The sequence below is a fragment of the Microbulbifer mixtoriginis (SeqCode) genome (genome assembly GCF_052466765.1).
The window spans coordinates 1,796,172-1,817,935 of record NZ_CP174289.1 but is presented as its reverse complement, the minus strand read 5'-3'; the positions used below and the strand labels follow the sequence as shown (position 1 = coordinate 1,817,935).

The window sequence follows — 21,764 nt, the reverse complement described above, 5'->3', positions numbered from 1 at the left end:
CAGTTTGATTGATGCGAATAAGGTACAGGATAAGCTCTTGGCTGCGTACATATGTTGTTGCTGGAGTTAAGTCTGTACAACAATCCAGGCTTTGCACCAATGGTTAGTTTGCGCACTTCAAGTTTTGTACTCACATGACATTATTGACATTTGATGTCACCGTGAGTTGAAATGGCTGTGGACTTGCTGAAAGTCTTTACACGTCATTTTCAAGGAGCAATGAAATGGAAGTTAAACGAAAATTTATTCTTACAGCGGGATTACTTGCATCTGTAGCGTTCTCTGTACCAACACTGGCAGCTACATTATCAACAAGCATAGAACTAAAAAATAATACTTCTTCTGATAATGTGCTCATTAATGGAACAAATTCAACCGGTATTATTTCTCCACTATTTCCAAGCCCTGCGGCAGCAAACAGTACGACTTTTCATACCTCAATAACTAATGGTGTGGCGGATGCTGGGGTATTAACCTATCAATCATGTAGGTTCAATTGGTCAGTAATCCAGATGAATGGCTATTATCAATTCTCAATAGGGGCAACCCCCTCATCTAAGTGCAGTTCAGATGTATTGGTTCAAAATGTATTCACTGGTGAGTACAAAATAAGATTCAATATCGACGCTTAATCAAGGGGTCAATCCTTAGCGAGGGTGATGATGTGAATACCATCGCTAAGGATGAGGTGAGGAGCATCTAGGCAGCTGCTAGATGTGAAACTTGATCCTCCCATTGTTCCACATCATCAATCGCCCAAAGGTTATGGCTGCCAGAGGCTTTGATGCGTGGTTTTGGGAATGGGTTGGTTTCACGCTCTACCCATCTAAAGATTGTGCGGCTTGAGCAGCGATAGCGTTCGCTTAAGTCTTTGGTTGACCAATATCCTTTAATCATAAGATTTTCCTTTTCTGTTGTTTCTTAATATCTCTGCGTTTAGCGCTGCACCAGGGCAAACCCCTGGCCGTTGCGTGTGAGTGCGCCTGTTTGTTGCAGGGCGTCGAAAACGGGTTTAACGGTTCTGTATCCGCCGGTGATGCTGTTGCTGATGTTGCGCAACACTGGGCGGTTGCCGAATTCACCGGCGCAGATACGTTGGGCCAGTAGCTGTTGTTCTTTGCTCAGGTGGCTGGTGTGTTCTGGTTGTTGCTCTGCTGTTTCGGGCTGTTGAAACGGTTGTGAAACGCGTTTACCAACCGTTGCAGCGGCGTTAAACGCGAGTAATGCGACCAGTCCCACTATGTCGGTGATGATCGCCAGGGCCAGAAAGCCGATATGCTGAAGCCGCGCGGGGTTTGCGTTTAGGGTGTTGGCGAGGCTGTTGAAGGCGCTGTGTGTGTTGGCGGTTTGGCGGATGGTGGATAACTTCTCGATCAGCTGGGTGCGCTCAGTCTCCAATGTGGATAATTGCGCTGCGGTATTAATGGCGCGCTGGCGGTAGCCGTTGTTGCCGTCGGTGTTGATCAGTCCGTTTAGGGTGTTGATCTGCTGTTGCAGGCTCTTGAGTTGCTGTTGCAACGCTTGGTATTCCTGGCTGTTGCGGGCGCTGCGTTGTTGCTGCTCTTCGCTGTGGGTGGCGAGGAATCCAACGGTGGCGACAATGCTGATCACTACCAGCAGAGGCCAGAGGCAGAGCAGGGCATAGCCGCTCTTTTGCCCTTGGCTGCACAACCACAGGCCCAGCGGGGCGAAGCTGAATTTGCACAGCTCCAGCGCCACCGCAGTCGCACCGGCCACCAGCTGCCCGCTCAAACCTGCGGGCATGGATACCCATAGCTGCACGGTAAAGGCCAAGCTGGTGCCGCAGAAGATTAGGGCGGCGATGCCGGTAAGGGATTGCCAGAGCTTCATGCTGCTCTCCCTTTCTCCTGCTTGCGATTAGGCAGAATCTCCGACTGCCAGCCGTGGTCTTTGTAGTGGTTGGGGTTGGCTTTGTTTTTAATGGTGTCCAGTTCCGGGCGCACTAATTCGGCCTGGTCATTCAGGCGAACGCCGTAGGCTTCGAACTCGGTGGAGTCTTTATAGAAATCGCCCTCTGGGGTTTCGCACTCGACAAATACCGTTACCAGCCAGTGGTGTTGCCAATTGAGGATTTCGTGCTGCAGCTTGGCTCGGGCTATATCGCCAACGGCGCCGCCTTGGCGTCGATGGCTGATAGCTAGGATGGGGTCGCCATCGGTATCTAGGCCGGTGCTGCTGCGAGCGGTGAGGACCAAGCCGGGCAGCCAGCGGTTTATCAGGCGGACGTGTTGCGCCTGCTTGCTCATGGGTTTGCGGGGTTTACGCTTGGGCACTAGATTTTTGCTCCATTAATTGCCGTATCTAGCAGCCCTGTCAGTTCTTCGCGCAGGTCTTTTTTAAGCTGCTCCGCATCAACTTTTGCCCTAACTCCGTGAACGGACCCACTTACAGAGAGCTCCCGGTCGTAGCGGGCCCAGGCATATGCAAAGGCTTGAACCTTTCCCATTAGCGCCTCCACCGGGCTCCGCCAGCGATGGCGACCGCTACTTAGTTGCCACCGGCACCGGCGCTTGGTCCGGCAAAGACGGCCAGCTTGCCCGCTATGTGGCAGACCCAGGCTACTGGCAATTCTTCCCGGCAAAAGTAGCCCTGAATAAAGCGGATGGCCTGTTGTATGTAAATGGCAGCAGCGGCTGGCAGATCGCCAACCGCCCGGCGACATTACCGGTGATTAGTGGAGATACCGGGAGTGATTTGGCCGGGTTGGTGGGGCAAATGTTAGGGGCTTTGAATGGAGTTTATTGGGATAATCAAGCCACATAGCTTGCTTCGACTGTCAGGGATCAAAAGCACCTTGATATATTCACAGGAAAAAAGTACTAACCTTTTGACTTTTAAGGGGTTTTCAAAAAGATATATAACAACGAAAATGTTAGGATATAACCTAGCTGCTTGCGAGTGTACTGTTAAAAATATCTCGCTAGTTTCTTACCTATCTTAGGAAAATCGATGTTTAAAAAATTATTATTTCTTAGTGTTAGTATTCCATTTAGCGTTTCTGCAATTGCTGAAACCCAATACTGTACAGGTACGATAGAAGATTGGGATGTTACAAATTATGGTTATGTATATATGGATGGTACTTGGAATGACTCTGACAATTCACAAAGAGTATGCCATATTGAGGGCGAGTGGGGTGGTATTTCTGAAGCAACATGCAAGGCATGGCTTTCTGGAATCGTGGCAGCAACGCTCTCTGGAAAAACCGTTAAAGTTAAATATGAAAATACTCAAAGTTGCTCAGGCTCAGATTTAGGTGAATGGGATAATACTGTTAGAGCACCAACTTATATTCGGCACTATGACTGAATAAAAAAACCTTCGGAATGCAGCAAAGGCGCATCCAGGGATACCGCCACACCTGCTACAGCTTTAAGACCGAAATGGACGGCCTTAACAGCCGCTATCTGAGCTACTGCGCTCTCACTGACGATATCCCCGGCTATTCGCAGACGGGCAGGGTGCTGGCAGTGCGCGGCCGACTCATCACCCTGGATGCGGAACTGGAGTGGGGCACAGGTACACACCTCCTCGCCCTGCGCAAACCAGACGGTACCCTGTCCTGGCTCTATACGGCTACGCCAACCGATAGCGCCACCGTCGTAACGATAGATTCGCATCTGGATTTCACGCCCACACTAGATGGCAGCATGGAACCGCCTCTGTATATGTTTGGCCAGGCCGAGCGCTGGAGCCACCCGGCACTAATCACCGATATTAAACCCAGCGGCACCGAGCGGGTGAGTATGACGGCGGTTAATTACGATGAGCGGGTTTATGCGGATGATGATAATAGTCCGGGGTGATTTCAGAGGCGGCACATAGCCTAGCCGGCATAGTTCTATTGCGGTTATGGCTATTCCGAGTGGGTGAGGATGGTTATGATGGGAGGAGATGGCCTATTAAAGAAATAATGAAGCACTTAAAAACCTCGAGTCGCAACACGAGGTTTTATTAGTCTAGCTTTAGTGGCTACTAACTAGCCATGCCCAGGCTCTGGTCTAGTTCCGCCTGCCCCAGCTTCTACTGTCCCAGCTTTGATATCAGTTTCTACATTCATCATGTATTCCTTTTAACTAAAAACTAAAGAGCGTTCAAAAAGGTTGGTGTGGAGTCTATGGAAAACTTAAAGTATTCATGTGACTTCCATCTAGCAATTTTCACGCCGCTTGAAATTAACTAAAATCTCTTTATGGGACAATAGTTGTCTCAATTTAAGAAACATTATTTTTAGTGCAATTGTACTCATTAGGTTGTTCAGGTAACTCTGCAACAGGCCGCGAGGGTTGGCTTAGTAGCGAGCTGTATTGTTGAGGTGGCCTCCCGCTTGGCCGCGCATGGCTCGATTGCGGCTATATGTGGCAATAGCTGCTGACAGATTGCCAACCGTCCCGCGACCTTGCCGCAGATCTCTGGCGAAATGAAGTTAGAACTTCTTTAATTGCGGCAGATCTCTATAAGTCTATTGGAACTATGGTGATTCCGGCCAAGTAAGTATGGTTGTAGCCAATTATGATGAGCTAGCTTATACGGACGATGATAATGGTCAGCTTCGATTATTGAGGTAACTAGCCGCAAGCCTGCGTGTAGCATTATTGCGGCTATGGCAATATTGAGTGGATATGCTACATGATAAAATCGTCTCACCAACCACCGGAAATATTAATGACTTGCTGCCCATTCCTTCGTCTGCGTGTCCTGCCGGCTTGTACGTGGCTACGTATCCTAGAATCTACACTATTTTGAACAACCCCTTTTAATAAAGCTAAAGAGGTGGTTATTCCTGGTCCTTCTAGGCTGCGAGCCAGTAATGCAAGCCCATGTAAATGTTCGTCTTGGAAAAGGTTTGCAACGTCCTCAGCGTAAGAAGTATTGGTACTGGTAGATGAAAATAAGGTTACTTTGTATTGTCCGTTACCACATGGCCCGACAAAACTACTGCAATTTTCACATGGTATATATGGTCTCCCAGTAATACCCGTGATGTCTTTAAAAACTATTTTAGTTAGATCGGTACATTGGTAATCTAATACCGCTTTCATTAGAGCGTGGGCTTCAGCGCATGCTTCACGTTGTGTACCATCACTCCTTCTACTGGGCTTTTCAAGACATTCGTATATTCTTTTGCAGATAGCTTGCAGGGGACCCTGTCCATTATCTCGCTTATACTTGATTCGATTAAGCAAGTTTCTTCCGCTCCCCGAACCTGCGTCGTGCCAGCTTTCCGGTCCACCATTTCCATTATTGACATTAAATTTAAGTGTTACAAAATTCGCCATTTTTGATCCTAGAATTATATTTATTTTAGTGGGGCTAAAACTGCTTCAAAGAAGCCTTACTAAAAGATAGTAAACAGTATGATTGATGTAAATATTAAAAAATGGTTTCAATTGTGATCAATTGTGGCAGGCTGTGAGTCGCTTTTCTTTGAAGTGTTTTCTTTGAATTCTGTGCTCGTGTAAGTTATCAGTATAAGGTCTGATGACTGGTCGTCCCCATATCAGCCCGCCCGCACTATTTATGCCCAACAGTTTCAGCTCATTACTGAGAAGTATGGGTTGATGTGAATAATTAAATTATTTTAATTTTGCTTTCGCCAAGTGTGCCGATCGTTGTGGGAACCTAAGAAGCGCTTAACCTGTACCTCTAGGTTACATTGTGGTATGGATAAGGGCTCTATTGGGTATCGATATTGTTACTCAAGCAAATTGGAAGCATTAATTGCCATTGATATATGGTGGTTAAAAATCAAACCTACAGAAAGGATTCACTAGGTAGTATGGCTGGACATTACTTATTAAGGCAGACCCATGAAAAGACCTCTGTAATAACAGAAGGGGGTTTGAATTACACTATTCAGATTAGCTATCATGATGTAGCTGGCATTACCGGAAAAGCGGTGGGAATCAAGTTTACAAATGCTAGTGGAAGTATGGATTCTTCAGTGACGGGCAAAACCAATGGACTATCTTTGGCCAGGGCCATTGGAAACCGAGCGACAGAAATGATCCTGCCGGATTTGCCTGGCATTTCTATTGTAGGCTTTTATCTTTTGACTGATGATCTGGGTAGGCGTAAAGCCAATGCAATTCATATAAAAAATCGTGCATATGGACATGGTGCAAGGGAGATTTATAAACATCTCAAACACAAACTCCCGCATTTTATTGCTCTTCATAGCGATGGTGGTATTGGGTGGTTTATGAGCGACGTGAAAATTTCAGAAACAGATCAATACCGAATTTTTGAGCAAGAACTTGCGAAACCTTTGGGGGTCTTGCCATGTTAATCAAAGCTGATGATGACCAGTACTTTGTTCTTCCTGACGATATTGCTGAGTCAATAATATCTGACCCTACCATTGATCCCACAATGGAGGGCGTGCCCGATTTCACTGCCCAGGATGTCAATATATTGGTGCATTCTAGTCTTGGTTTCATGATGGATGACAAGCTCTCGCTGGAAGAAAATTTTCAGATGATTCGTGAGGATTTCTCAGGTCGCCGAAAAGCATCAGAAGAAAACCGATTAAAGGCCAGACAGCTCATCGAAAAATACAATAATGAAATCACCATAAATCAAATTGGTGTTTGTAACGTTGAGGACGTTATTCAGACAAAAGAAGAGCAGGAAGCTATTCTGAGGGAGCGATACCCTGAATTTGGCAAGTTGCCAATTAAGAATGAAGACTAATTCTAGTTTCTAGCTAGGCTTGCAGTTAAAGGTATGGATTGCCCAAATGTTCGCTGTTTAAGTGAAATAGCTAAAGGAGGTGCAGTGTGGAATACCAACCGTACATCGAGGTTGATCCGCAAATAAGGGGAGGGAAAGCCTGTGTGAAAGGGACTAGGATAGCCGTAGTGGATATTTTGCAGATGCTCAGCGCTGGCATGACAACTAGCGAAATCATCGAAGACTTTCCCAACCTTGACGAAACCAAAATACGCGCGGCTATTGGATATGCCGCGGACCACCTTCCGAAAGGCAATGAGGTCTAATTTAACGTCGGCTCTTCCATAACTGGTAGGTGCTTTCAATCATCCGATGGATATGCCGACGAAACTCCAGCGGTAATTTTGCATACATTCGGGCTATTAACGGCGGAAAGGGAATCTGCGCAAAGTGATGCAGGTTCTCTGCCCCGTACACCTCGGCCAAAGTAATCCCCACCGTTTCACACCAAGCCGGCAGCAGCTCCGCCGGTATCTTCTGCTTGCCTGTTTCCATTTTCGAAACTTGAGATGGCGCCAGCCCCAGCTGGTTGGCCAACTGTGCAATCGTCATCCCCTCCAATTTCCGTGCGTTGCGCAGGCGTTTGCCCAGTGTTCCGGCCTCAAACATCTAGCCGTATCAGGTACTCCCGTAATAACAAATTTTCGATTTTCGAAATAAAACCGCATTTTGCATTGCTAATGACCGCTCATGTTCAACAACTTCACCGCGTCAATAATCTATGTGCCGGCCTGGAATGGGTGGCGGGCTGTCCCGATCAGACGGTGCGCACTGCCTTGCTGCAGCTGATTGGTGAGGAGGTGGAGGAAACCTTGCAAGGCGTTATTTTCGCTGTTGAGGCAAAGGCCGCAGGCACAAGCCTACCGATAGAAGAGGCGGCCTAGCCGGCTATTGAGGCCGCTGTTGAGAGTGGTACCGGCCTCATAGTCATCCATTGCCCTTGCCGGTTGCTACCCTCTAGCAATAAACTGTATATATATACAGTATTCAGGGTTTCCAGAATGAAGCTTTCCCCACTCTACGGCCACGGCATTGCCTGTGGCTTTCCCTCTCCCGCCGATGACCACAAGGAGGCGGCCCTTAGCCTGGATGAGCACCTGATTAGCAAGCCGGCGGCGACCTTTATGGCGCGGGCGAATGGGGATTCCATGATGGGGATTGGCATCTTTGATAAGGATCTGTTGGTTGTCGATCGCTCGCTGACGCCCGCCCATGGCGATGTGGTGGTGGTGGCTTTGGACGGCCAGCTCACCTGCAAGGTGCTGGATCAGCAGCAGGGGCGGCTGCTCTCTGCCAATGATGACTACGCCCCAATCCCCATTTGGGAAGGGCAGGAATTGATTGTGGAGGGGGTGGTTAAAGCTTCGGTGCGTTACCACCGGCCGCGCTGAATGCTGGTATTGGTGGACTGCAATAGCTGTTACGCCAGCTGTGAGCAGATATTCCGGCCCGACCTGCGCGGGCGCCCAGTGGTGGTGCTCTCCAATAACGACGGCTTTGTGGTGGCGCGCTCCAAAGAGGCGAAGCTGTTGGGTATCGGCGACTTGGAGCCCTTCTTTAAGGTTCAGCACCTGCTGCGCGCACACCGGGTGGCGATCTTCTCCAGCAATTATCCCCTGTATGGCGATATCTCTCACCGGGTAATGACCACCCTGCGCGAGTTCGGGCCGAATGTGGAGGTCTATAGCATCGATGAGTTGTTTTTGGACCTACACGGGCTGCAAGAGGATTGGCAGGACTACGGCCGCAAGATCCGCAATACCGTCTGGCGCAATATCCGTATGCCTGTCGGTGTGGGCATTGCCCCCAGTAAAACCTTGGCCAAGCTCGCTAACCGCGCGGCCAAGAAAATCCCTAAGTGCGATGGCGTCTGTGCGCTGGATACGCCAGAGAAGTGGCAGTGGATGCAGCGCCGCACAGCTGTGAATGATGTGTGGGGCATAGGCCGGCGCCTCACCAAGCGCCTGGCGGATTTCGGTATAGAGACCGCCTATGATCTGGCACAGGCCAACCCCAAAATCCTGCGCCGCCGTATCAATGTCAATATCGAGCGCACTATTGAGGAGCTAAACGGTATCCCTTGCCTGGGCCTGGAGGAAGAGCCCCCGGCGAAGAAGCAGATCTATTGCACCCGCTCCTTTGGTGAAAAGGTCACTGATTTAGCGCCCATACTGCAGGCCGCGCCCCTCTACGCCAGCAGGGCAGCGGAGAAACTGCGCGCACAGAAATCGCTGGTAAAGTCGATCCATCTATTCCTGCACACCTCACCCCATGAACCCAATTACTACAGCCGCAGCGCCGTAGTGCAGACCCCATACCCGACCGACGACACACGAGTAATCGTGCGGCTGGCGAGAGAGGCCATTGCGGACTTGTACCGCCTCGGCTGTCGCTTTATGAAAGCTGGCGTTGGGCTAATCGAGATTATCCCCCGCGCCCTGGGGCAGGGTGATCTATTCACCCGAGGGCAATCGCTCAGGGCAGGAGAGACCATGCAAGCGATGGATAGGATCAATAAAAAGTTCGGTCGCGGGACACTGTTTCTAGGGGCCGAGGGTATCCAGAAAAAGTGGAAGATGAGGCAGGCTTTTACATCGCCTGCCTATACCACCCGGTGGGGGGATTTGCCGAGGGTGGTGGCTTAATTTTCTTTAGGGACATGCGGATGAACCCTGGGCGGTTCTGGCATCTCCAATTTCTGCGGCTGTACTGTTTTTTCAGGAAAAACAGACCTTTCCCAAAACTTAACGAAGTCGCGTCTTAAGCTCTTTCGAAAACTAGACCACGTATCTCGAAATCTGGTGTTTGGGTCGTTCCATAAGTCCGCAAACTCCGCTTGCCATCTTTCAATAAGTCTCGTGCGACTCTCCATAAGATTATCATCGAGAAGCTGTCCATACTGCCATTGAAATCAAGCAGTGTGGACGTGTAATATGCGCGGAGTCGAGCCAGGTCGACTTCCGTTTTTAACTCTTTATCTTGAGCGCGGACTATAAATTCCGCGTACTCAGGATCCAGTAGAATTTTATGATGCCAAGCCACTCGATCTCGAGTGTATTGATAATCCGCTTGGCCTCGAATTAGCTTATTACCCTGATTGACCTGAATCGCCAGAAACACAATGCCAAGAATGACTCCAATTTCGGCTAAAACTGTGATTACTTGACCGAGATTGAGCTTCATACTCTTCATGGTTACTCTCGAACTGATTGGATTAAGTAGCTTTTAGTGAGTGAAGGGCAGCAGCCGGAAATGGTTTCCTCCTCGATTCAATGCCTAGTAAAAGCTTTCGATGCCACTTAAAACCCTAGGAACAATCTGGAAAACCACAGTTTTTCAGCTTGTCCTTTTACTTGTTAGCAGTTTGGAGGCATAACATCCATAGCTGTGACTTCAACGAGCACATCAATTTTTAATTCCGCGCCCATAAGTGCTTTGTGAAGCCACTACTGACTTACATTGGCTAAGCTGAAGCTTTTTGAAAGCCGGCGAGGGGCTTATCCTCGATCTGTCTACCTCAGGGCAATCGGTCAGGGCAGGGCAGACCATGCAAGCGATGGACCGGATCAATAAAAAGTTTGGTCGCGGGACTTTGTTTCTAGGTGCCGAGGGTATCCAGAAAAAGTGGAAGATGCGGCAGGCATTTACATCGCCTGCCTATACCACCCGGTGGGGGGATTTGCCGAGGGTGGTAACTTAGTTTTTTGGAGAACCTTGACGAAACTTGAAATACAAAATTTTAGTCGGGCAAGATTACATCAACGCCAATCGCAAAGTGATCAGATGGATATGTTTTATATGCGTTCTTCAGAGATAATATCCGATCGTTCGTTGGAATTAGAAAGCTACTCTCATAGCCACTTTGTGAATCACCTGCGATATAAGGTGAAGATCTAATAATAGTGTTGTCTCCAAGTAGCCAATCAATTTTTAATTCAGAGCTTTTGATGTGAGTAGAGGATAAGCTGACATGTGATGAGCTGCAGGAGTTAGTGGTTTCGCATTGTAAGTTGGTGAATCTTGTTTTGTCTGTTATTTCTTTTATTGGGTGGCTGTTCGGTTTTGAGTTTAGGTCGCCAACTATGATTGTAGGATTTGTTCTGCTTTCATGTTTTTCCATGACTTTTTTGGCTGAGATAAGGCGAATGTCTGGATCAATATGGCAAAAATGAGTATTTACAAAAGTAAATTTATTTTTGTTTTCGTCATCGTTGTCGATTAATGTTACCCACATTTGATTTTTTATGGCTGCGCCATTTCTGTTTGATTTTGGGAAAAGCTCACTGCCAGAGTTAGTTTCATCCTTTGTGAATCTTCTCTTTTTGTACAGAATTAAATTGTAGAAATCTTTATCTGCTTCAGCTTCTACAATTTCATATTCAGGTTTAAAGTGAGAAAAAATATCTTTGTATTGTGATCCCTTGATCTCTTGTAAGCCAATTATGTCAGGGTCTTTTTCTTCGATTATAGAGTATATTAAATTTCGCCGAATATGCCAGTGTGCTACTTGTTTTTCATATAGTGGGCAATTCTCACAAAGTATATTGTAAGACATTATTTTTATTTTCTTTTGGTCTCCAAGTGCGGCTTTGGCGTTAAATGTAAAAAAGATAAGTGTTAAGAAGAATAATTTATTTCTCGGTGAGATTTTTTTCATGCCTTGGTCAGCTTGAATTGAAATACGAAAGTTACAAGGTAAGGGGGTTTTAGCGTTGGCGTTTTTATTTAGGCGTTGGGTTTTATGCTTACATATAATATTTTCGGTGAGCCTGTCTCGCAAAACTCATTGCTTACATGCATTTTAACTTGATCGCCATTATTATATGCAGTGATGAGTAATCCATATAGTGGATTAAAGCCGGGGTGTTCCATCGATAAAACATAGCGATAGTTAATTTCGCATCCAATTGGATTATGTTCAGATCCGTCTGTGTAGATGTAAATTTTCCCTGAGGCGCCTCCCATCATAGAGTTAATCTTGGTCCAATCACCCTCTGACCAATCTTCGGCGGCATAAGATATATTGCAGGCTGAGAAAATTGAAATGGCAAATAAAATTTTGATGATGTTGATTTTAAACATTAATTCTTCCTATTAATTTCAACTATGAAAGTTCTATTCCTTTAATCTTTTCTTTAGGGTGAAGGATTTGTAAATTCGGTGAGCTTTGCCCACCACTTTGTATAGGTTTTCGCTTGCTCTTTCAAGTAGTCATAGTGGTCATAGACTTGCCACTGGCCTGGTAATTTGTGCCCCAGCATTATTTCAGCAATATGGGGCTCGGTCAGTTCGGAAAAGTTTGTCCTTGCCGTCTTGCGCAAGTCGTGCACCGACCAGTGTTTCATTTCGTAGTCCCTGTGCCGGCGTAGCCACTGCATCAGGTTGTAAGGCAGTGCCAGAGGTGCGCCCTGGCCCATAGGCTTATCGCTGCCGCTATTGTTGAAAAGGTGTTTGCTTTCGCCGCTCAGCAGAAAGGCTTCTTTCAGTAGGGGCTCAATCTCGGGGGTGATGGGGCGCAGCAGGGGCTTCTTGGTTGACTTGCCCATCTTGTGATTGGCGGGTGGCACTGTCCAGATGCGCTTTTCGAAATCGAAGTGCTCTTTCTCACTTACGCGCAGCTCGCCATTGCGGCAGCCATAGAAGAGGCACAGCTTGAGGAAGATCTTATTCTTTGACGCCATACGCGAGTGCTCCAGGGCCTGCCACATCATGCGGATTTCGTCCGGGCTCAGAGAGCGGGTGCCGATGCCTTTCTTGATGCGCAGATCTTCTGTTGCGTTGATATTGGCAATCGGGTTGCTAGTGATCAGTCTGCGTCGCACGCCCCACTTCAGCATTTGCTTGGCATTGGTCAGGATGCGGTCGGCAATACCGGGGGTGGCCTGTGCCCGTTTCTCCAGCAGGGCCAACCATTCGTGCAAGGTGACTTCTTCGGCGGGTAGGTGGCCAACGGCTGGGAATACGTACAGCTGAAAAGAGCGCAGGATTTCATGGTGGCCCTTTTTGTTCTCCTTACAGTAGGAGTGATACCACTGCAGGAAAAGCTCCTCTAAAGAATCCGCGTTTAAAATCGCCTGCTTTTCTAGCTGCTTAACCACCCTGGGGTCATAGCCCTGTTCCAGCTTTCCTTTCAGGCGCTGGCCTTCACTTCGGGCGTTCTTCAGGGTCATTAATGGGTATGAGCCGAGATCTACACGGGCCGCCTTGCCGTCGTAGCGGTAGCGAAGCTGAAAAGTGATTTTCCCCTGGGGCGTAACGCGCACACTAAGGCCGTCCCGGTCAGCCTTTTCAAAACGCTTCTCTATCTTCTTTCCTGAATTAGCCTTCAGCCAGGCATCCGACAACGCCATAAAAACCTCCATGTGTACATATTTTTTAAGGCTAACAAAAAGGCGATTTGTGTACACGCCTATGTACACATTTTTTACGGCTGGGGTTGGTTTTAAGTGACTTAGGCTGTCGCGGGTCTAATGCTTGAAAAGTAGTGTTTTGTACGGGTTTTACTGGTTTTCTGTCGTAGGTTGTCAGGCTGTGACGGCGGGGGATTTATAGGGGTGGGAAATAATAGCGAAGGTGCGGTGGCCGGCGTAGCCCGCCAGGGAAGAACTCTGGCCCATATTTTAAGATTCGATCACTCGATATTCGGAATAAAAACAGGTCTGCATTATACACGCCGGCGCTGATACAAGGGTGGGGTATACTGCGAAATTGGCCTCTGAAATTGGGGTATTAAAACCATTTCGGCAGTGTCAATAGGCGGAGCTGCCAGCACTGCTGGCACTCCAGAACATCTTTTTGAATAAATTCGACTTTTCAGTCGAGTCAAGGTCATCACAAAGAACAGTGACTAAGCATGGGGCTGCAGAAGTGGCTCGGGTGCTGGAAAACCATGGGGGAAGTATGAGTCAGGAACGATTACAGCGAGTGCGGGAGGAGTTGCGGCGACAGGGCGTGGAGGCTTTCCTGGTTCCCCGCGCCGATGAGTATCAGAATGAATATGTGCCCGCAGCAGATGAGCGTTTGGCCTGGATTACTGGCTTTACTGGATCTGCGGGCATGGCGGTGATTGGCCTGGATAAAGCTGCTCTTTTTGTAGATGGTCGCTATACCCTGCAAGGCCAGCAGCAATTGGGAGACCTGCCCATAGCCCTGGAGGATCTAAATAGCCAGGTTATTGCCCGTTGGGTGGGTGATCAGCTGCGCTCGGGTCAGTCACTGGGCTTTGATCCTCGCCTGCATACGGAGCCGGGGTTGGCGCTGTTGAAAGAGTATTTGGGTGAACGAGATATTGCCCTAAAGCCCTTGGAACAGAATCCCATTGATACGATTTGGCTCGACCGGCCAGCATCTCCCTGTGGCCAAGCCTGCCCCCACCCCTATGTGTTTACTGGTGAGCACTCCAGTGAAAAGCGCCAGCGCATCGCCACTCTTCTCGCCGAAAAGCGTGTAGATGCTCTATGGCTGGCAAATCCCGAGAGCTGTGCCTGGCTGTTCAATATTCGTGGAGACGACATTCCCCATTTACCTGTAGCACTATCCAGTGGAGTGCTCTTCAGAGACGGCAGCGCAATTTTGTATCTGGCCGAACCGGCAGTTGGTGAGGGGCTTTTGGAGCACCTTAATCGGGAAGTGATGGTGGTAACCGAGAAGGGCCAGCTGTTTGAAGGTCTGCGCCGCCGCCACGTGAACAGGATTTGGGTAGACCCCACAATTAGTAACTGTTGGACTCTGCAGCAGCTACGCGCTCTGGATTTGCAATTGCTATTGGAGCGTGACCCTGTGACCCAGGCCAGGGCGTGTAAAAATTCCGTAGAGCTGGCGGGCTCCAGGGCAGCGCATGAGCGCGATGGTGCAGCGCTGTGTGAATTCCTAGCCGAACTGCCCACTGCAGTGGCAGAAGGTTTGGATGAGCTGGCTGCGGTGAAGCTGCTTTACAGCAAGCGTCAGCAGCGCGAAGGCTTTCGCGGCAATAGCTTTGAAACTATTTCGGGCTATGGTCCCAATGGTGCCATAGTGCACTACCGGGTGAGCGAGGAGTCGAGCTTGCCGATGGCTCCTGAGGGAATTTTCCTGTGCGACTCGGGCGCTCAATATCCTGATGGCACCACGGATGTGACTCGTACAGTGGCCCTGGGAGAAATTCCTGCACTTGCACGAGAGCACTTTACCCGTGTGCTCAAAGGACATATTGCCATCGCTACCCTACGTTTTCCGCAGGGCACCTGTGGAGAGCAGATCGATGCGATTGCACGTAGATCTCTATGGGATGCCGGCTTGGATTACGCCCACGGAACAGGTCATGGTGTTGGTAGTTTCCTAAGTGTGCACGAAGGGCCACAGCGTATCGGCAAAGCGGTTACCAATACCCCGTTACAGCCCGGTATGATTCTCTCCAATGAACCGGGTTTTTATCTCACCGGTCAATACGGTATTCGTATTGAAAATCTGGTGTTTGTAAAAGAGAGTGTGGATTACCAAGGTTTTTTGCAGTTTGAGGAATTAACGCTGGCGCCGATCGATCGGAGTCTGATTGATACTACACTTCTCACCGCGCAAGAGCTGCAATGGTTGAACTGTTACCACCAGCGTGTGCGGAAGATCATTACGCCTCTGGTGAATGAAAAAACGGCTTCCTGGTTACAGAAAGCCACCGAGGCTTTGTAATTTGATCGCTGGGAGCTCAGCTCCCAGCATCTCTTATGCGGCTCTATCAAAATACAGAGTACTACGCGTTTACACTGTAATAATTACTGCACCTCAAATTTGTATCCCGCACCGTAAACTGAATGGATTAATTCTTTATCCGGCAGCAAGGCCGCAATTTTCTTGCGCACTTTTTTTATGTGGCTATCGATAGTTCGATCGCTGATTACCCGGTAGTCGGAATAAATACGATCCATGATTTGTTCTCGGGAAAAAATACGGCCCGGCTCACTGTAGAGAAGCTCGAAGAGATGGAACTCCAGGGCCGTTAAGCCCACGTCCTGGCCCCCGATCAACAGTTGACCGGTGTTGCGCTGCAGCTGGATCTCCCCGAGTTTTTGTTGCTCGGAACTGTGCGTACGACGCAGAACGGCTTTGACCCGCGCGACGATTTCCCTGGGGCTATAGGGTTTACACACATAGTCGTCCGCTCCAATTTCCAAGCCGCGCAAGCGGTCAGCCTCTTCAATTCTGGCGGTCAGCATAATAATCGGTACGCTGCTGTAGCGACGGATTGCCGTGCAGATCTCCAATCCGCCTTTCCCCGGTAACATCAGATCGAGCAAAATCAGGTCCGGGGGGTGGGTCTCGACATGGGGGATGACCTCATTGCCATTGGTGAGTATATCGGCCTGGTAGCCAGCTGCTTCAAGGTAATCCAGCAGCAAGTTGGCCAGTTCTATTTCATCTTCGACAATTAAAATCCTTGCGCCCATTATTCCTACCATTTGATCCTCTCGCTGAGAGGGAGATAAATACTAATTTCCAGGCCGCCCAGGCGAGACGGGCCAGCGGAAATACTGCCCTCGTGGGCTTGGACAATATTCTGGCAAATCGACAGCCCCAGGCCCGCCCCCCCGGTTTCTCGGCTGCGCGAGACTTCGGTGCGATAGAGACGATCGAAAAGGTGAGGCATATCTGCACTGGTGACTCCCGGAGAGGAATCAGCAAAGGTGATAATAGCCGTTTGCGCTTCCGCGCGGGCATGTATTTTAAGTTGGCCACCGCTATCGGTATAACGCAAGCTATTGGTGAGGAGGTTGCCAAACAATTGTTGTAGACGTGCCTCATCAGCGTAAATTAGTTTGTTTTCGGCCAACTCACACTGCAATTGCAAATCAATATTTTTCTCGGCAAAGACACTGTGAAAATCCTCAACTACCTTGATCAGCAATGGGCCCAATGAGAGGTCGGATTTGCAATAGTTCAAGGCCCCGGCATCGGATAGCGAAAGCTCATAGAGGTCGTTTATCAAGCGGCTGAGCTGGCGAATTTTATCGTGCAAAATATTGAGATTTTCCGGTGTGGCGGTGCGTACACCATCCTGCAGGGCTTCAATTTGCCCTTTGAGTACTGCCAGTGGAGTGCGCAGCTCATGGGAGATATCGGCCATCCAGCGATTGCGTGCGTGCTCGTTGGCCTCTAGGGTTGCCGCCAAGCGGTTGAAGTCTGCACTCAGCTGGCCAAGTTCGTCGCGCCGCTCGATATCAATTCGGGTTTTATAATCTCCCGAAGTGAGGCGGTGGGTGGCTTCGGCCAGGCGTTGGATAGGGCGTACCAGCTGCCAGGCCAGGGGCAGGGCAATGGCTAGGGCAACGAGAAAAGTGGCGATGGAGATCAGCGCAAAAGTGCGGGATAACTCCCGGATAAAACCCTGTTCATAATTATTGGAGAGCTCGGGCGGTGGATTGATAGTGAGGTAGCCAACAGTTTTATCTGCTACTTTAATTGGCTGATAGAGCAATTCTTTTTCCGGTGCTGGTCGACCAATTACGAGTCGCTTTTCACTGTCAAAAAGGCTTAGGCGTGGCCCCAAGCGGTTACCCATAGGCGGGCGATGGCCTGGCCCGAACATGCCTCGCGGTGGCCTTCCATCAGGTGGTGGGGGTGGCGGTAAGCGATCGAAGCGACGAAAGATTGTTTGTCTGTGCAGGTCAATCCACTCGGAGCCATTCGCTTCTAGAGATTTCCAGCTGCCCTTACGACGGTAAAAGCTTTCCAGTGCCTGGACCAGTCCTTCCACATCGCGCAACTCTTGTGCACGCATATAAGCCTGAAAACCGTGGCTGAAACTCCACTGGAAAAAAACAAACATACCACCGACAGTAATCGCCGTGGTGAGTAAAAAAGCCAGGCTGAGTTTGTTGCGAATATTTAACGACATCTTTTTTGCAGTCCTTCCTACGGACAGTGGGTATAGCGGACTCTCCCGTTCCACCATTTTGGGCTTTGCCCGTTCGGATGATTCTCCAAGCGTACACTTACAGCAAAAGGGGAGGCAATCTCAGTGACCAATTACTTGCTGTTTATGACCAAGAATACAAAGCAGTTCAGGTACTTTGCGAAAAATCGTGCTGAATAAATACAGCGGGAAAACCTCCAGCGGCTTACTGGCTAATGTGCGCTAAATCTTGTGACTTCTTACTCTCTTCCCTCCTTTCACCCTGAGATAAAGGCGATGTGGAAAAATGGTGCAGGACAAAGTTGTCGCTGTCGCGCTGAATAAATAGTGTTGCCAAAACCCGCTTGCCCCCGCGACTCCAGGTACTGTGGTCGTGCGCATTGAGAGTCACTGTGATTTGGTTGAAGCCAGGCTTTAGCAGTTTTTTGGGTAGATGCACGTCGGCGGCGTAGAGACGCTGTATTTTTTCCCCATTGATGTAGAGGTGTGCGTGCCCTTCGAGGAAACGCTGTGGCTTATTTTTGGCGTAGCGGGGGGATTCCAGTTCGAAGCGGTCGTAGCCGATATGTAAATTGAAACCGGACAGGCTATCTCTTCTGATGTCCAGTTCAATTCTCGGTACGGCTATATGCACGGGTATCTCTATGACCGGATGTTGATCGCCGTTGTGGCCGGCGTGGGGGTTGGCTTGGGCGGTCAGTGCGGGGCTGCCCGATAGCATCAGACCGAAGAGGGAGCCAATAAGAAAATACCCGATTATTTTCATAGAAAGTTCGCCTTTAATGATGCTCGATGTCAGCGCCCAATGGTTGAAGAACACCGGTTTACAATGGTTTGCTCATCCAGTTTTCCGTAAAAGCGCGGTCCAAAAGTGAAGGGGAATGTGGGCACCAATTGGGCGTCATCGCTAAGTGTGACAGTCAAGTGATAATGGTAGCCGCGATCTTCATCTGTATGGCCGTTGTACTGGTCCAGATATGTACCACCCTGGGCTGACAGTTCAGGATCCCAGTAATAGTCCTCGTAAAAAAAGCCGGCGGTAGTATTGAATTCGTTACCGGATAGGGAGGTATAACTGCCGTTGGTGGATGGGCCGGTATTGTTGGTATTTGCAACGCCCTTGCTAGTGTCGTATTCGTCAACCAATAGGCATGAGCGCTCGCCGGCGACGCCACAACCGGTTTCTGAGCTGGGATCGTCGTAGTCGCGTATTGCCCAGCTGCTTATTGCCAATTGTCCGTCGCCTTCCCAGGGCCCATAAATCGGGTAGCCGTCGGCGGTATAACCATAAATTGGTGAGTGGGCATCACCTACATCCCCCACCAGATTTGCCAGGCAGTCGCTGTAGAAATGATGATGGTAGTCACCGTTGGCGGCATGACCACCACAGACATCCACATCATAGACTTCGGCCAGAGGGGCTAGGGTGTGCCAGGTGTTGTTGACAGACTGGCCGTCGCTCCACTGATAGATAGAGGTGCCATTTACCCAGTAGCCCTGCACGCCGAGGCTAGTTTCACAGTCCTCTGTTGCAGCTTCCGGGGATTTGGGGATGTAGCCCTGATGCGAGACATTCTCCGGGCAGACGGGGCCGGGGGGCCAGAAGCCATAGCCTGCTTCGGCACCACAGGAGGCGTTGCTGCGATAACCGATATCCTGACCAAAACTGATGAAGTCACCCAGTTGAACATTGGGGCTGCCGTTTAGGAAATCACTGTTAACCTTGGGGCGGGTGAGCAGGGCACTGAGAATATTTTCGGTGATCAGAATTTCGTAGTCGGGAATTCCGCTCGCGGATACCCGGGTGTATTCCTTGCCGCTTACAGTAACGGATTCAACACTCTGCACATTGACCAGAACTTGCTCATTACTGTTGTTCTCGTAGATATAGGGCGCGCTCTCTCCGGTGGTATTGACGACCCAGACCCCGGTGTCTTCCGTACTGCTGTCGGCTCCTCCAGTGTCTTCGTCCCCACTGCTGTCATCACCGCTGTCGCTGCCGGTTGAGGAATCACTGCCCTCGCTGCTGATTTCTGTATCAGAGGAAGAACCCCCTCCGCCACCGCATCCCTGTAAGGCACCGGTGATCAGTGTAAGGGCGATGGCGCAGGATAAAAGCGAGCGCTGGTCCGGGAGGAGCATTTCTATTCTTTTCATGGGTAACCCTGACATCAAAGGATAAGCCACCTGAAAGTACTGAAGAAAAGAGGACAAAATATGGACAATATGCAGACTTGCGCAGCTGGTTTTCCCGATGAGAAATGCCTTTCACTATTGCGCTAAAACAGACCATTGCGTGAAAGCGTCTATGTCTGCAAAAACCTTTCTCCCCAATGGGTATGGGGAAGCCATTCATTCCCCCTCTGCCGATTTTTTAACGCGATGAAAAAAATATGATGCCGCTCTCTGGCAGAGATCGGCACTGTTAAATTTTGCAAAGTTTGCCTTGGGGAATAGTCTTCAAGCGTAGTGACAGTTGTGCGGGTGAGATTGCCACCACGCTGTGGGGGAATCCCGCAGCGCGATTTAATTGCAGCAGCGCTTAAAAATAAATGCAAAACCTTAAGGTGTTTCGGCTTACCTTGGTGGGGGTACCGGCGGAGTACCGCCCCCGACCTCATCGGAACAGACACTGACGATCGTCTGGCTATCCAGCTTACCGTAGAAGCGCGGCCCGAAGGTATAGGGAAAGGCCGGAATAAGCTGCCCGTCTTCGGCCTGGGTCACGGTGAGGTGATAGTGGTAACCGCGTTCACTATCGCTGTGACCGTTGTATTGATCCAGATGGGCACCGCCGAGCGCAGTAAGGACGCTGTCCCAATAATAATCCTCATAGAAAAAACCAGACCTGGTAATAAACGTATTGCCCGATAGAGAAGTGAAAACATCACTGGTGCTGGGACCTCTATTGTTTAGTACTTCAGTGCCTTTAGTGAAATCGTACTCATCGATCAACAAGCAGCTGCGCTCCCCGGCTATGCCGCAACCACTCGGTGCGCTGGGGTCGTCGTAATTGCGAATGGCCCAGCTGCTTATGGCCAGCTCTCCATCGGCTTCCCAGGGGCCGTAGATGGGATAGCCATCGGCGGTAAAGCCGTAAATCGGGGAGTGAGTACCGCCTGAGTCCCCAACCAGATCCGCCAGGCAGCCGCTGTAAAAATGGTGATGGTAATCCCCCCTAGCCGCATGGCCTCCGCAGATATCTACATCGTACTTTTCTGCCACCGGTGCCAAGGTGTGCCAAGTGCCATCCACTACCTGGCCATCGCTCCACTGATAGATGGAAGTGCCGTTGACCCAGTAGCCCTGTGCTCCAAGCCCGCTTTCACAGCTTTCATCGGACATTTCTGGTGCCAGTGGGAAGTAGCCTTGATGAGAGACGTTCTCAGGGCACACGGGACCGGGAGGCCAGTAGCCGTATCCCGCATTCGTAGCACAACTCTGCGTGTTACTGCGGTAGCCGATATCCTGGCCAAAGCTGACGACATCGCCAACCTGCACAATGGGGCTACCGCTGACGAAATCAGTGGCGGCCTTGGGGCGATTGATCAGCCAATCGTATAGTTTGTCGGTGATTTCGGTTTCGTAATCGGGGATGCCTGTCGTCGTTATCAGAGTGTAATCTTTGCCGTCCACCATGACTGACTCCACACTCTGGATGTTCACCAATACCTGTTCGTTGCTATCGCTTTCGTAGATATAGGGTGCGCGGACGCCAGTGGTGTTCAGAATCCAGGGCTCGTGGTTCCCGTTGTTACCGCCGCCATTATCTCCGGAATCATCTTTTGGAGGGGTATCGGGGTCGTCCTGATCGCAACCCATTAGGCTTGTTGAAACCAGGGTCGAGAGTAGAGCTGACAGGACTGTGTTGCGCCACAGTTGCCAGCGAAGCGATACACTTTCCTTTTCTTGCATAAATCACCGTCCTTGCTGCGGAGTAAGTAGGCGTGACCGGACTCTGGGTTCGGCCACGGCTGAAACTAACGTGCAAAGTGGGAAGTAATATGCAAGCTCACTAGTGTGGCGGATAATTCATTATGAAGTGCGGCAGAGCCAAATACAGCGCTGTAAAGTTGAACAAGAGGCAGCCTCATGGACGGGAGAGTTGCGCAATGAGGCTGTCGCT

The 21,764-nt window shown here is 49.7% G+C and carries 27 protein-coding genes; 12 read left to right on the top strand and 15 right to left on the bottom strand.

Translation table 11 applies throughout. The features are described 5' to 3' along the window. Window positions 1–224 precede the first annotated feature (224 nt). On the top strand, window positions 225–632 hold the full coding sequence (locus ACJJIV_RS08025; RefSeq protein ID WP_252084479.1) for a hypothetical protein: 408 nt from the start codon (window positions 225–227) through the stop codon (window positions 630–632). A gap of 67 nt (window positions 633–699) precedes the next feature. On the opposite strand, the gene ACJJIV_RS08020 is transcribed toward ACJJIV_RS08025, so the two are convergent. From ACJJIV_RS08020 to ACJJIV_RS08005, 4 genes are read right to left on the bottom strand one after another with little or no spacing between them, the layout of a single operon-like run. After that, window positions 700–897: a helix-turn-helix transcriptional regulator gene (locus ACJJIV_RS08020; protein ID WP_444891381.1), complete on the bottom strand. Its 198-nt coding sequence runs from the start codon at window positions 895–897 to the stop codon at window positions 700–702. A 39-nt stretch (window positions 898–936) separates the two neighbouring features. Beyond that, window positions 937–1,851: a hypothetical protein gene (locus ACJJIV_RS08015; RefSeq protein WP_444891380.1), complete on the bottom strand. Its 915-nt coding sequence runs from the start codon at window positions 1,849–1,851 to the stop codon at window positions 937–939. Then, on the bottom strand, window positions 1,848–2,294 hold the full coding sequence (locus ACJJIV_RS08010) for a hypothetical protein (protein WP_444891379.1): 447 nt from the start codon (window positions 2,292–2,294) through the stop codon (window positions 1,848–1,850). Before ACJJIV_RS08010 ends, ACJJIV_RS08015 begins: the two co-directional genes overlap by 4 nt. Next, on the bottom strand, window positions 2,294–2,467 hold the full coding sequence (locus tag ACJJIV_RS08005) for a hypothetical protein (protein ID WP_444891378.1): 174 nt from the start codon (window positions 2,465–2,467) through the stop codon (window positions 2,294–2,296). The genes ACJJIV_RS08010 and ACJJIV_RS08005 overlap by 1 nt, the downstream gene beginning before the upstream one ends. Here ACJJIV_RS08005 and ACJJIV_RS08000 point away from each other — a divergent pair. The 3 genes from ACJJIV_RS08000 to ACJJIV_RS07990 all read left to right on the top strand — a co-directional run bounded on the left by ACJJIV_RS08000 (window position 2,443) and on the right by ACJJIV_RS07990 (window position 3,827). After that, the gene (locus ACJJIV_RS08000) at window positions 2,443–2,784 is read left to right on the top strand and encodes a DUF2793 domain-containing protein (protein ID WP_444891377.1); all 342 of its coding nucleotides are present in this window, start codon (window positions 2,443–2,445) and stop codon (window positions 2,782–2,784) included. The two genes, ACJJIV_RS08005 and ACJJIV_RS08000, sit on opposite strands and share 25 nt — an antisense overlap. Window positions 2,785–2,970: 186 nt before the next feature. Continuing rightward, a complete protein-coding gene (locus tag ACJJIV_RS07995; protein WP_444891376.1) occupies window positions 2,971–3,330 on the top strand; it encodes a hypothetical protein in 360 nt (119 codons plus the stop codon). Between the two features lie 17 nt (window positions 3,331–3,347). After that, a complete protein-coding gene (locus tag ACJJIV_RS07990; RefSeq protein WP_444891375.1) occupies window positions 3,348–3,827 on the top strand; it encodes a hypothetical protein in 480 nt (159 codons plus the stop codon). 837 nt (window positions 3,828–4,664) lie between these two features. Here ACJJIV_RS07990 and ACJJIV_RS07985 read toward each other — a convergent pair. Next, window positions 4,665–5,300 (bottom strand): hypothetical protein, encoded by a 636-nt coding sequence (locus ACJJIV_RS07985; protein ID WP_444891374.1) that lies wholly within the window; start codon window positions 5,298–5,300, stop codon window positions 4,665–4,667. A 455-nt stretch (window positions 5,301–5,755) separates the two neighbouring features. Between ACJJIV_RS07985 and ACJJIV_RS07980 the strand changes: the two genes are divergently transcribed. The 3 genes from ACJJIV_RS07980 (at window position 5,756) to ACJJIV_RS07970 (ending at window position 7,019) form a co-directional block, all read left to right on the top strand. Beyond that, window positions 5,756–6,310, top strand: coding sequence for a hypothetical protein (locus ACJJIV_RS07980; RefSeq protein ID WP_444891373.1), 555 nt, complete (start codon window positions 5,756–5,758; stop codon window positions 6,308–6,310). Next, window positions 6,304–6,714 carry a hypothetical protein gene (locus tag ACJJIV_RS07975; protein ID WP_444891372.1) on the top strand — a complete coding sequence of 137 codons (411 nt, stop codon included), beginning with the start codon at window positions 6,304–6,306 and terminating at the stop codon, window positions 6,712–6,714. Before ACJJIV_RS07980 ends, ACJJIV_RS07975 begins: the two co-directional genes overlap by 7 nt. 86 nt (window positions 6,715–6,800) lie before the next feature. Beyond that, entirely contained in the window at window positions 6,801–7,019 is a 219-nt protein-coding gene (locus ACJJIV_RS07970; protein ID WP_444891371.1) for a DUF433 domain-containing protein, read from the top strand. A gap of 1 nt (window position 7,020) precedes the next feature. Here ACJJIV_RS07970 and ACJJIV_RS07965 read toward each other — a convergent pair whose 3' ends face one another. Continuing rightward, window positions 7,021–7,362 carry a helix-turn-helix domain-containing protein gene (locus ACJJIV_RS07965; RefSeq protein ID WP_444891370.1) on the bottom strand — a complete coding sequence of 114 codons (342 nt, stop codon included), beginning with the start codon at window positions 7,360–7,362 and terminating at the stop codon, window positions 7,021–7,023. 71 nt (window positions 7,363–7,433) lie between these two features. Here ACJJIV_RS07965 and ACJJIV_RS07960 point away from each other — a divergent pair, with 71 nt between their 5' ends. The 3 genes from ACJJIV_RS07960 to ACJJIV_RS07950 all read left to right on the top strand — a co-directional run bounded on the left by ACJJIV_RS07960 (window position 7,434) and on the right by ACJJIV_RS07950 (window position 9,398). Beyond that, the gene (locus tag ACJJIV_RS07960; RefSeq protein WP_444891369.1) at window positions 7,434–7,637 is read left to right on the top strand and encodes a hypothetical protein; all 204 of its coding nucleotides are present in this window, start codon (window positions 7,434–7,436) and stop codon (window positions 7,635–7,637) included. A gap of 117 nt (window positions 7,638–7,754) precedes the next feature. Next, the gene (locus ACJJIV_RS07955) at window positions 7,755–8,144 is read left to right on the top strand and encodes a LexA family protein (RefSeq protein ID WP_444891368.1); all 390 of its coding nucleotides are present in this window, start codon (window positions 7,755–7,757) and stop codon (window positions 8,142–8,144) included. After that, window positions 8,145–9,398, top strand: a complete 1,254-nt coding sequence (locus ACJJIV_RS07950) for a Y-family DNA polymerase (RefSeq protein WP_444891367.1) — start codon at window positions 8,145–8,147, stop codon at window positions 9,396–9,398. It abuts the gene before it with no gap. Window positions 9,399–9,513: 115 nt separating this feature from the next. Here ACJJIV_RS07950 and ACJJIV_RS07945 read toward each other — a convergent pair whose 3' ends face one another. Then, the gene (locus ACJJIV_RS07945; RefSeq protein WP_444891366.1) at window positions 9,514–9,945 is read right to left on the bottom strand and encodes a hypothetical protein; all 432 of its coding nucleotides are present in this window, start codon (window positions 9,943–9,945) and stop codon (window positions 9,514–9,516) included. 355 nt (window positions 9,946–10,300) lie between these two features. Between ACJJIV_RS07945 and ACJJIV_RS07940 the strand changes: the two genes are divergently transcribed. Further along, complete coding sequence (locus ACJJIV_RS07940) at window positions 10,301–10,453, top strand: DUF4113 domain-containing protein (protein ID WP_444891365.1); 153 nt, start codon at window positions 10,301–10,303, stop codon at window positions 10,451–10,453. A gap of 39 nt (window positions 10,454–10,492) precedes the next feature. Here the strand turns inward: ACJJIV_RS07940 and ACJJIV_RS07935 are convergent, their stop codons facing one another. From ACJJIV_RS07935 to ACJJIV_RS07925, 3 genes are all read right to left on the bottom strand, one after another. After that, window positions 10,493–11,410: an endonuclease/exonuclease/phosphatase family protein gene (locus ACJJIV_RS07935; RefSeq protein WP_444891364.1), complete on the bottom strand. Its 918-nt coding sequence runs from the start codon at window positions 11,408–11,410 to the stop codon at window positions 10,493–10,495. Between the two features lie 68 nt (window positions 11,411–11,478). Next, window positions 11,479–11,835, bottom strand: coding sequence for a hypothetical protein (locus tag ACJJIV_RS07930; RefSeq protein WP_444891363.1), 357 nt, complete (start codon window positions 11,833–11,835; stop codon window positions 11,479–11,481). A gap of 53 nt (window positions 11,836–11,888) precedes the next feature. Continuing rightward, complete coding sequence (locus ACJJIV_RS07925; RefSeq protein WP_444891362.1) at window positions 11,889–13,103, bottom strand: tyrosine-type recombinase/integrase; 1,215 nt, start codon at window positions 13,101–13,103, stop codon at window positions 11,889–11,891. A gap of 550 nt (window positions 13,104–13,653) precedes the next feature. On the opposite strand from ACJJIV_RS07925, the gene ACJJIV_RS07920 reads away from it, so the two are divergent. After that, window positions 13,654–15,417 carry an aminopeptidase P family protein gene (locus ACJJIV_RS07920; RefSeq protein ID WP_444891361.1) on the top strand — a complete coding sequence of 588 codons (1,764 nt, stop codon included), beginning with the start codon at window positions 13,654–13,656 and terminating at the stop codon, window positions 15,415–15,417. Window positions 15,418–15,500: 83 nt separating this feature from the next. On the opposite strand, the gene ACJJIV_RS07915 is transcribed toward ACJJIV_RS07920, so the two are convergent. From ACJJIV_RS07915 to ACJJIV_RS07895, 5 genes are all read right to left on the bottom strand, one after another. Further along, window positions 15,501–16,172, bottom strand: coding sequence for a response regulator (locus ACJJIV_RS07915; RefSeq protein ID WP_444891706.1), 672 nt, complete (start codon window positions 16,170–16,172; stop codon window positions 15,501–15,503). Between the two features lie 5 nt (window positions 16,173–16,177). Then, complete coding sequence (locus ACJJIV_RS07910) at window positions 16,178–17,620, bottom strand: ATP-binding protein (RefSeq protein ID WP_444891360.1); 1,443 nt, start codon at window positions 17,618–17,620, stop codon at window positions 16,178–16,180. A 223-nt stretch (window positions 17,621–17,843) separates the two neighbouring features. Then, window positions 17,844–18,404, bottom strand: a complete 561-nt coding sequence (locus ACJJIV_RS07905) for a hypothetical protein (RefSeq protein ID WP_444891359.1) — start codon at window positions 18,402–18,404, stop codon at window positions 17,844–17,846. Window positions 18,405–18,433: 29 nt separating this feature from the next. After that, window positions 18,434–19,795, bottom strand: coding sequence for a YHYH protein (locus tag ACJJIV_RS07900; RefSeq protein WP_444891358.1), 1,362 nt, complete (start codon window positions 19,793–19,795; stop codon window positions 18,434–18,436). 420 nt (window positions 19,796–20,215) lie between these two features. Then, window positions 20,216–21,553 carry a YHYH protein gene (locus tag ACJJIV_RS07895; protein ID WP_444891357.1) on the bottom strand — a complete coding sequence of 446 codons (1,338 nt, stop codon included), beginning with the start codon at window positions 21,551–21,553 and terminating at the stop codon, window positions 20,216–20,218. Window positions 21,554–21,764: the final 211 nt, after the last annotated feature.

What these genes read in the sequence shown, in the direction of transcription:
- ACJJIV_RS07900 (WP_444891358.1), bottom strand. Translation starts at nt 19,795, where the DNA reads ATGAAAAGAATAGAAATGCTCCTCCCGGACCAGCGCTCGCTTTTATCC.
- ACJJIV_RS07925 (WP_444891362.1), bottom strand. Translation starts at nt 13,103, where the DNA reads ATGGCGTTGTCGGATGCCTGGCTGAAGGCTAATTCAGGAAAGAAGATA.
- ACJJIV_RS07905 (WP_444891359.1), bottom strand. Translation starts at nt 18,404, where the DNA reads ATGAAAATAATCGGGTATTTTCTTATTGGCTCCCTCTTCGGTCTGATG.
- ACJJIV_RS07985 (WP_444891374.1), bottom strand. Translation starts at nt 5,300, where the DNA reads ATGGCGAATTTTGTAACACTTAAATTTAATGTCAATAATGGAAATGGT.
- ACJJIV_RS08025 (WP_252084479.1), top strand. Translation starts at nt 225, where the DNA reads ATGGAAGTTAAACGAAAATTTATTCTTACAGCGGGATTACTTGCATCT.
- ACJJIV_RS07975 (WP_444891372.1), top strand. Translation starts at nt 6,304, where the DNA reads ATGTTAATCAAAGCTGATGATGACCAGTACTTTGTTCTTCCTGACGAT.
- ACJJIV_RS07995 (WP_444891376.1), top strand. Translation starts at nt 2,971, where the DNA reads ATGTTTAAAAAATTATTATTTCTTAGTGTTAGTATTCCATTTAGCGTT.
- ACJJIV_RS07940 (WP_444891365.1), top strand. Translation starts at nt 10,301, where the DNA reads ATGCAAGCGATGGACCGGATCAATAAAAAGTTTGGTCGCGGGACTTTG.
- ACJJIV_RS07950 (WP_444891367.1), top strand. Translation starts at nt 8,145, where the DNA reads ATGCTGGTATTGGTGGACTGCAATAGCTGTTACGCCAGCTGTGAGCAG.
- ACJJIV_RS07980 (WP_444891373.1), top strand. Translation starts at nt 5,756, where the DNA reads ATGGTGGTTAAAAATCAAACCTACAGAAAGGATTCACTAGGTAGTATG.
- ACJJIV_RS08000 (WP_444891377.1), top strand. Translation starts at nt 2,443, where the DNA reads ATGCAAAGGCTTGAACCTTTCCCATTAGCGCCTCCACCGGGCTCCGCC.
- ACJJIV_RS07930 (WP_444891363.1), bottom strand. Translation starts at nt 11,835, where the DNA reads ATGTTTAAAATCAACATCATCAAAATTTTATTTGCCATTTCAATTTTC.
- ACJJIV_RS08005 (WP_444891378.1), bottom strand. Translation starts at nt 2,467, where the DNA reads ATGGGAAAGGTTCAAGCCTTTGCATATGCCTGGGCCCGCTACGACCGG.
- ACJJIV_RS07945 (WP_444891366.1), bottom strand. Translation starts at nt 9,945, where the DNA reads ATGAAGAGTATGAAGCTCAATCTCGGTCAAGTAATCACAGTTTTAGCC.
- ACJJIV_RS07960 (WP_444891369.1), top strand. Translation starts at nt 7,434, where the DNA reads ATGACCGCTCATGTTCAACAACTTCACCGCGTCAATAATCTATGTGCC.
- ACJJIV_RS08020 (WP_444891381.1), bottom strand. Translation starts at nt 897, where the DNA reads ATGATTAAAGGATATTGGTCAACCAAAGACTTAAGCGAACGCTATCGC.
- ACJJIV_RS07955 (WP_444891368.1), top strand. Translation starts at nt 7,755, where the DNA reads ATGAAGCTTTCCCCACTCTACGGCCACGGCATTGCCTGTGGCTTTCCC.
- ACJJIV_RS07915 (WP_444891706.1), bottom strand. Translation starts at nt 16,172, where the DNA reads ATGGGCGCAAGGATTTTAATTGTCGAAGATGAAATAGAACTGGCCAAC.
- ACJJIV_RS07935 (WP_444891364.1), bottom strand. Translation starts at nt 11,410, where the DNA reads ATGAAAAAAATCTCACCGAGAAATAAATTATTCTTCTTAACACTTATC.
- ACJJIV_RS07990 (WP_444891375.1), top strand. Translation starts at nt 3,348, where the DNA reads ATGCAGCAAAGGCGCATCCAGGGATACCGCCACACCTGCTACAGCTTT.
- ACJJIV_RS07910 (WP_444891360.1), bottom strand. Translation starts at nt 17,620, where the DNA reads ATGTCGTTAAATATTCGCAACAAACTCAGCCTGGCTTTTTTACTCACC.
- ACJJIV_RS08015 (WP_444891380.1), bottom strand. Translation starts at nt 1,851, where the DNA reads ATGAAGCTCTGGCAATCCCTTACCGGCATCGCCGCCCTAATCTTCTGC.
- ACJJIV_RS07895 (WP_444891357.1), bottom strand. Translation starts at nt 21,553, where the DNA reads ATGCAAGAAAAGGAAAGTGTATCGCTTCGCTGGCAACTGTGGCGCAAC.
- ACJJIV_RS07920 (WP_444891361.1), top strand. Translation starts at nt 13,654, where the DNA reads ATGAGTCAGGAACGATTACAGCGAGTGCGGGAGGAGTTGCGGCGACAG.
- ACJJIV_RS07965 (WP_444891370.1), bottom strand. Translation starts at nt 7,362, where the DNA reads ATGTTTGAGGCCGGAACACTGGGCAAACGCCTGCGCAACGCACGGAAA.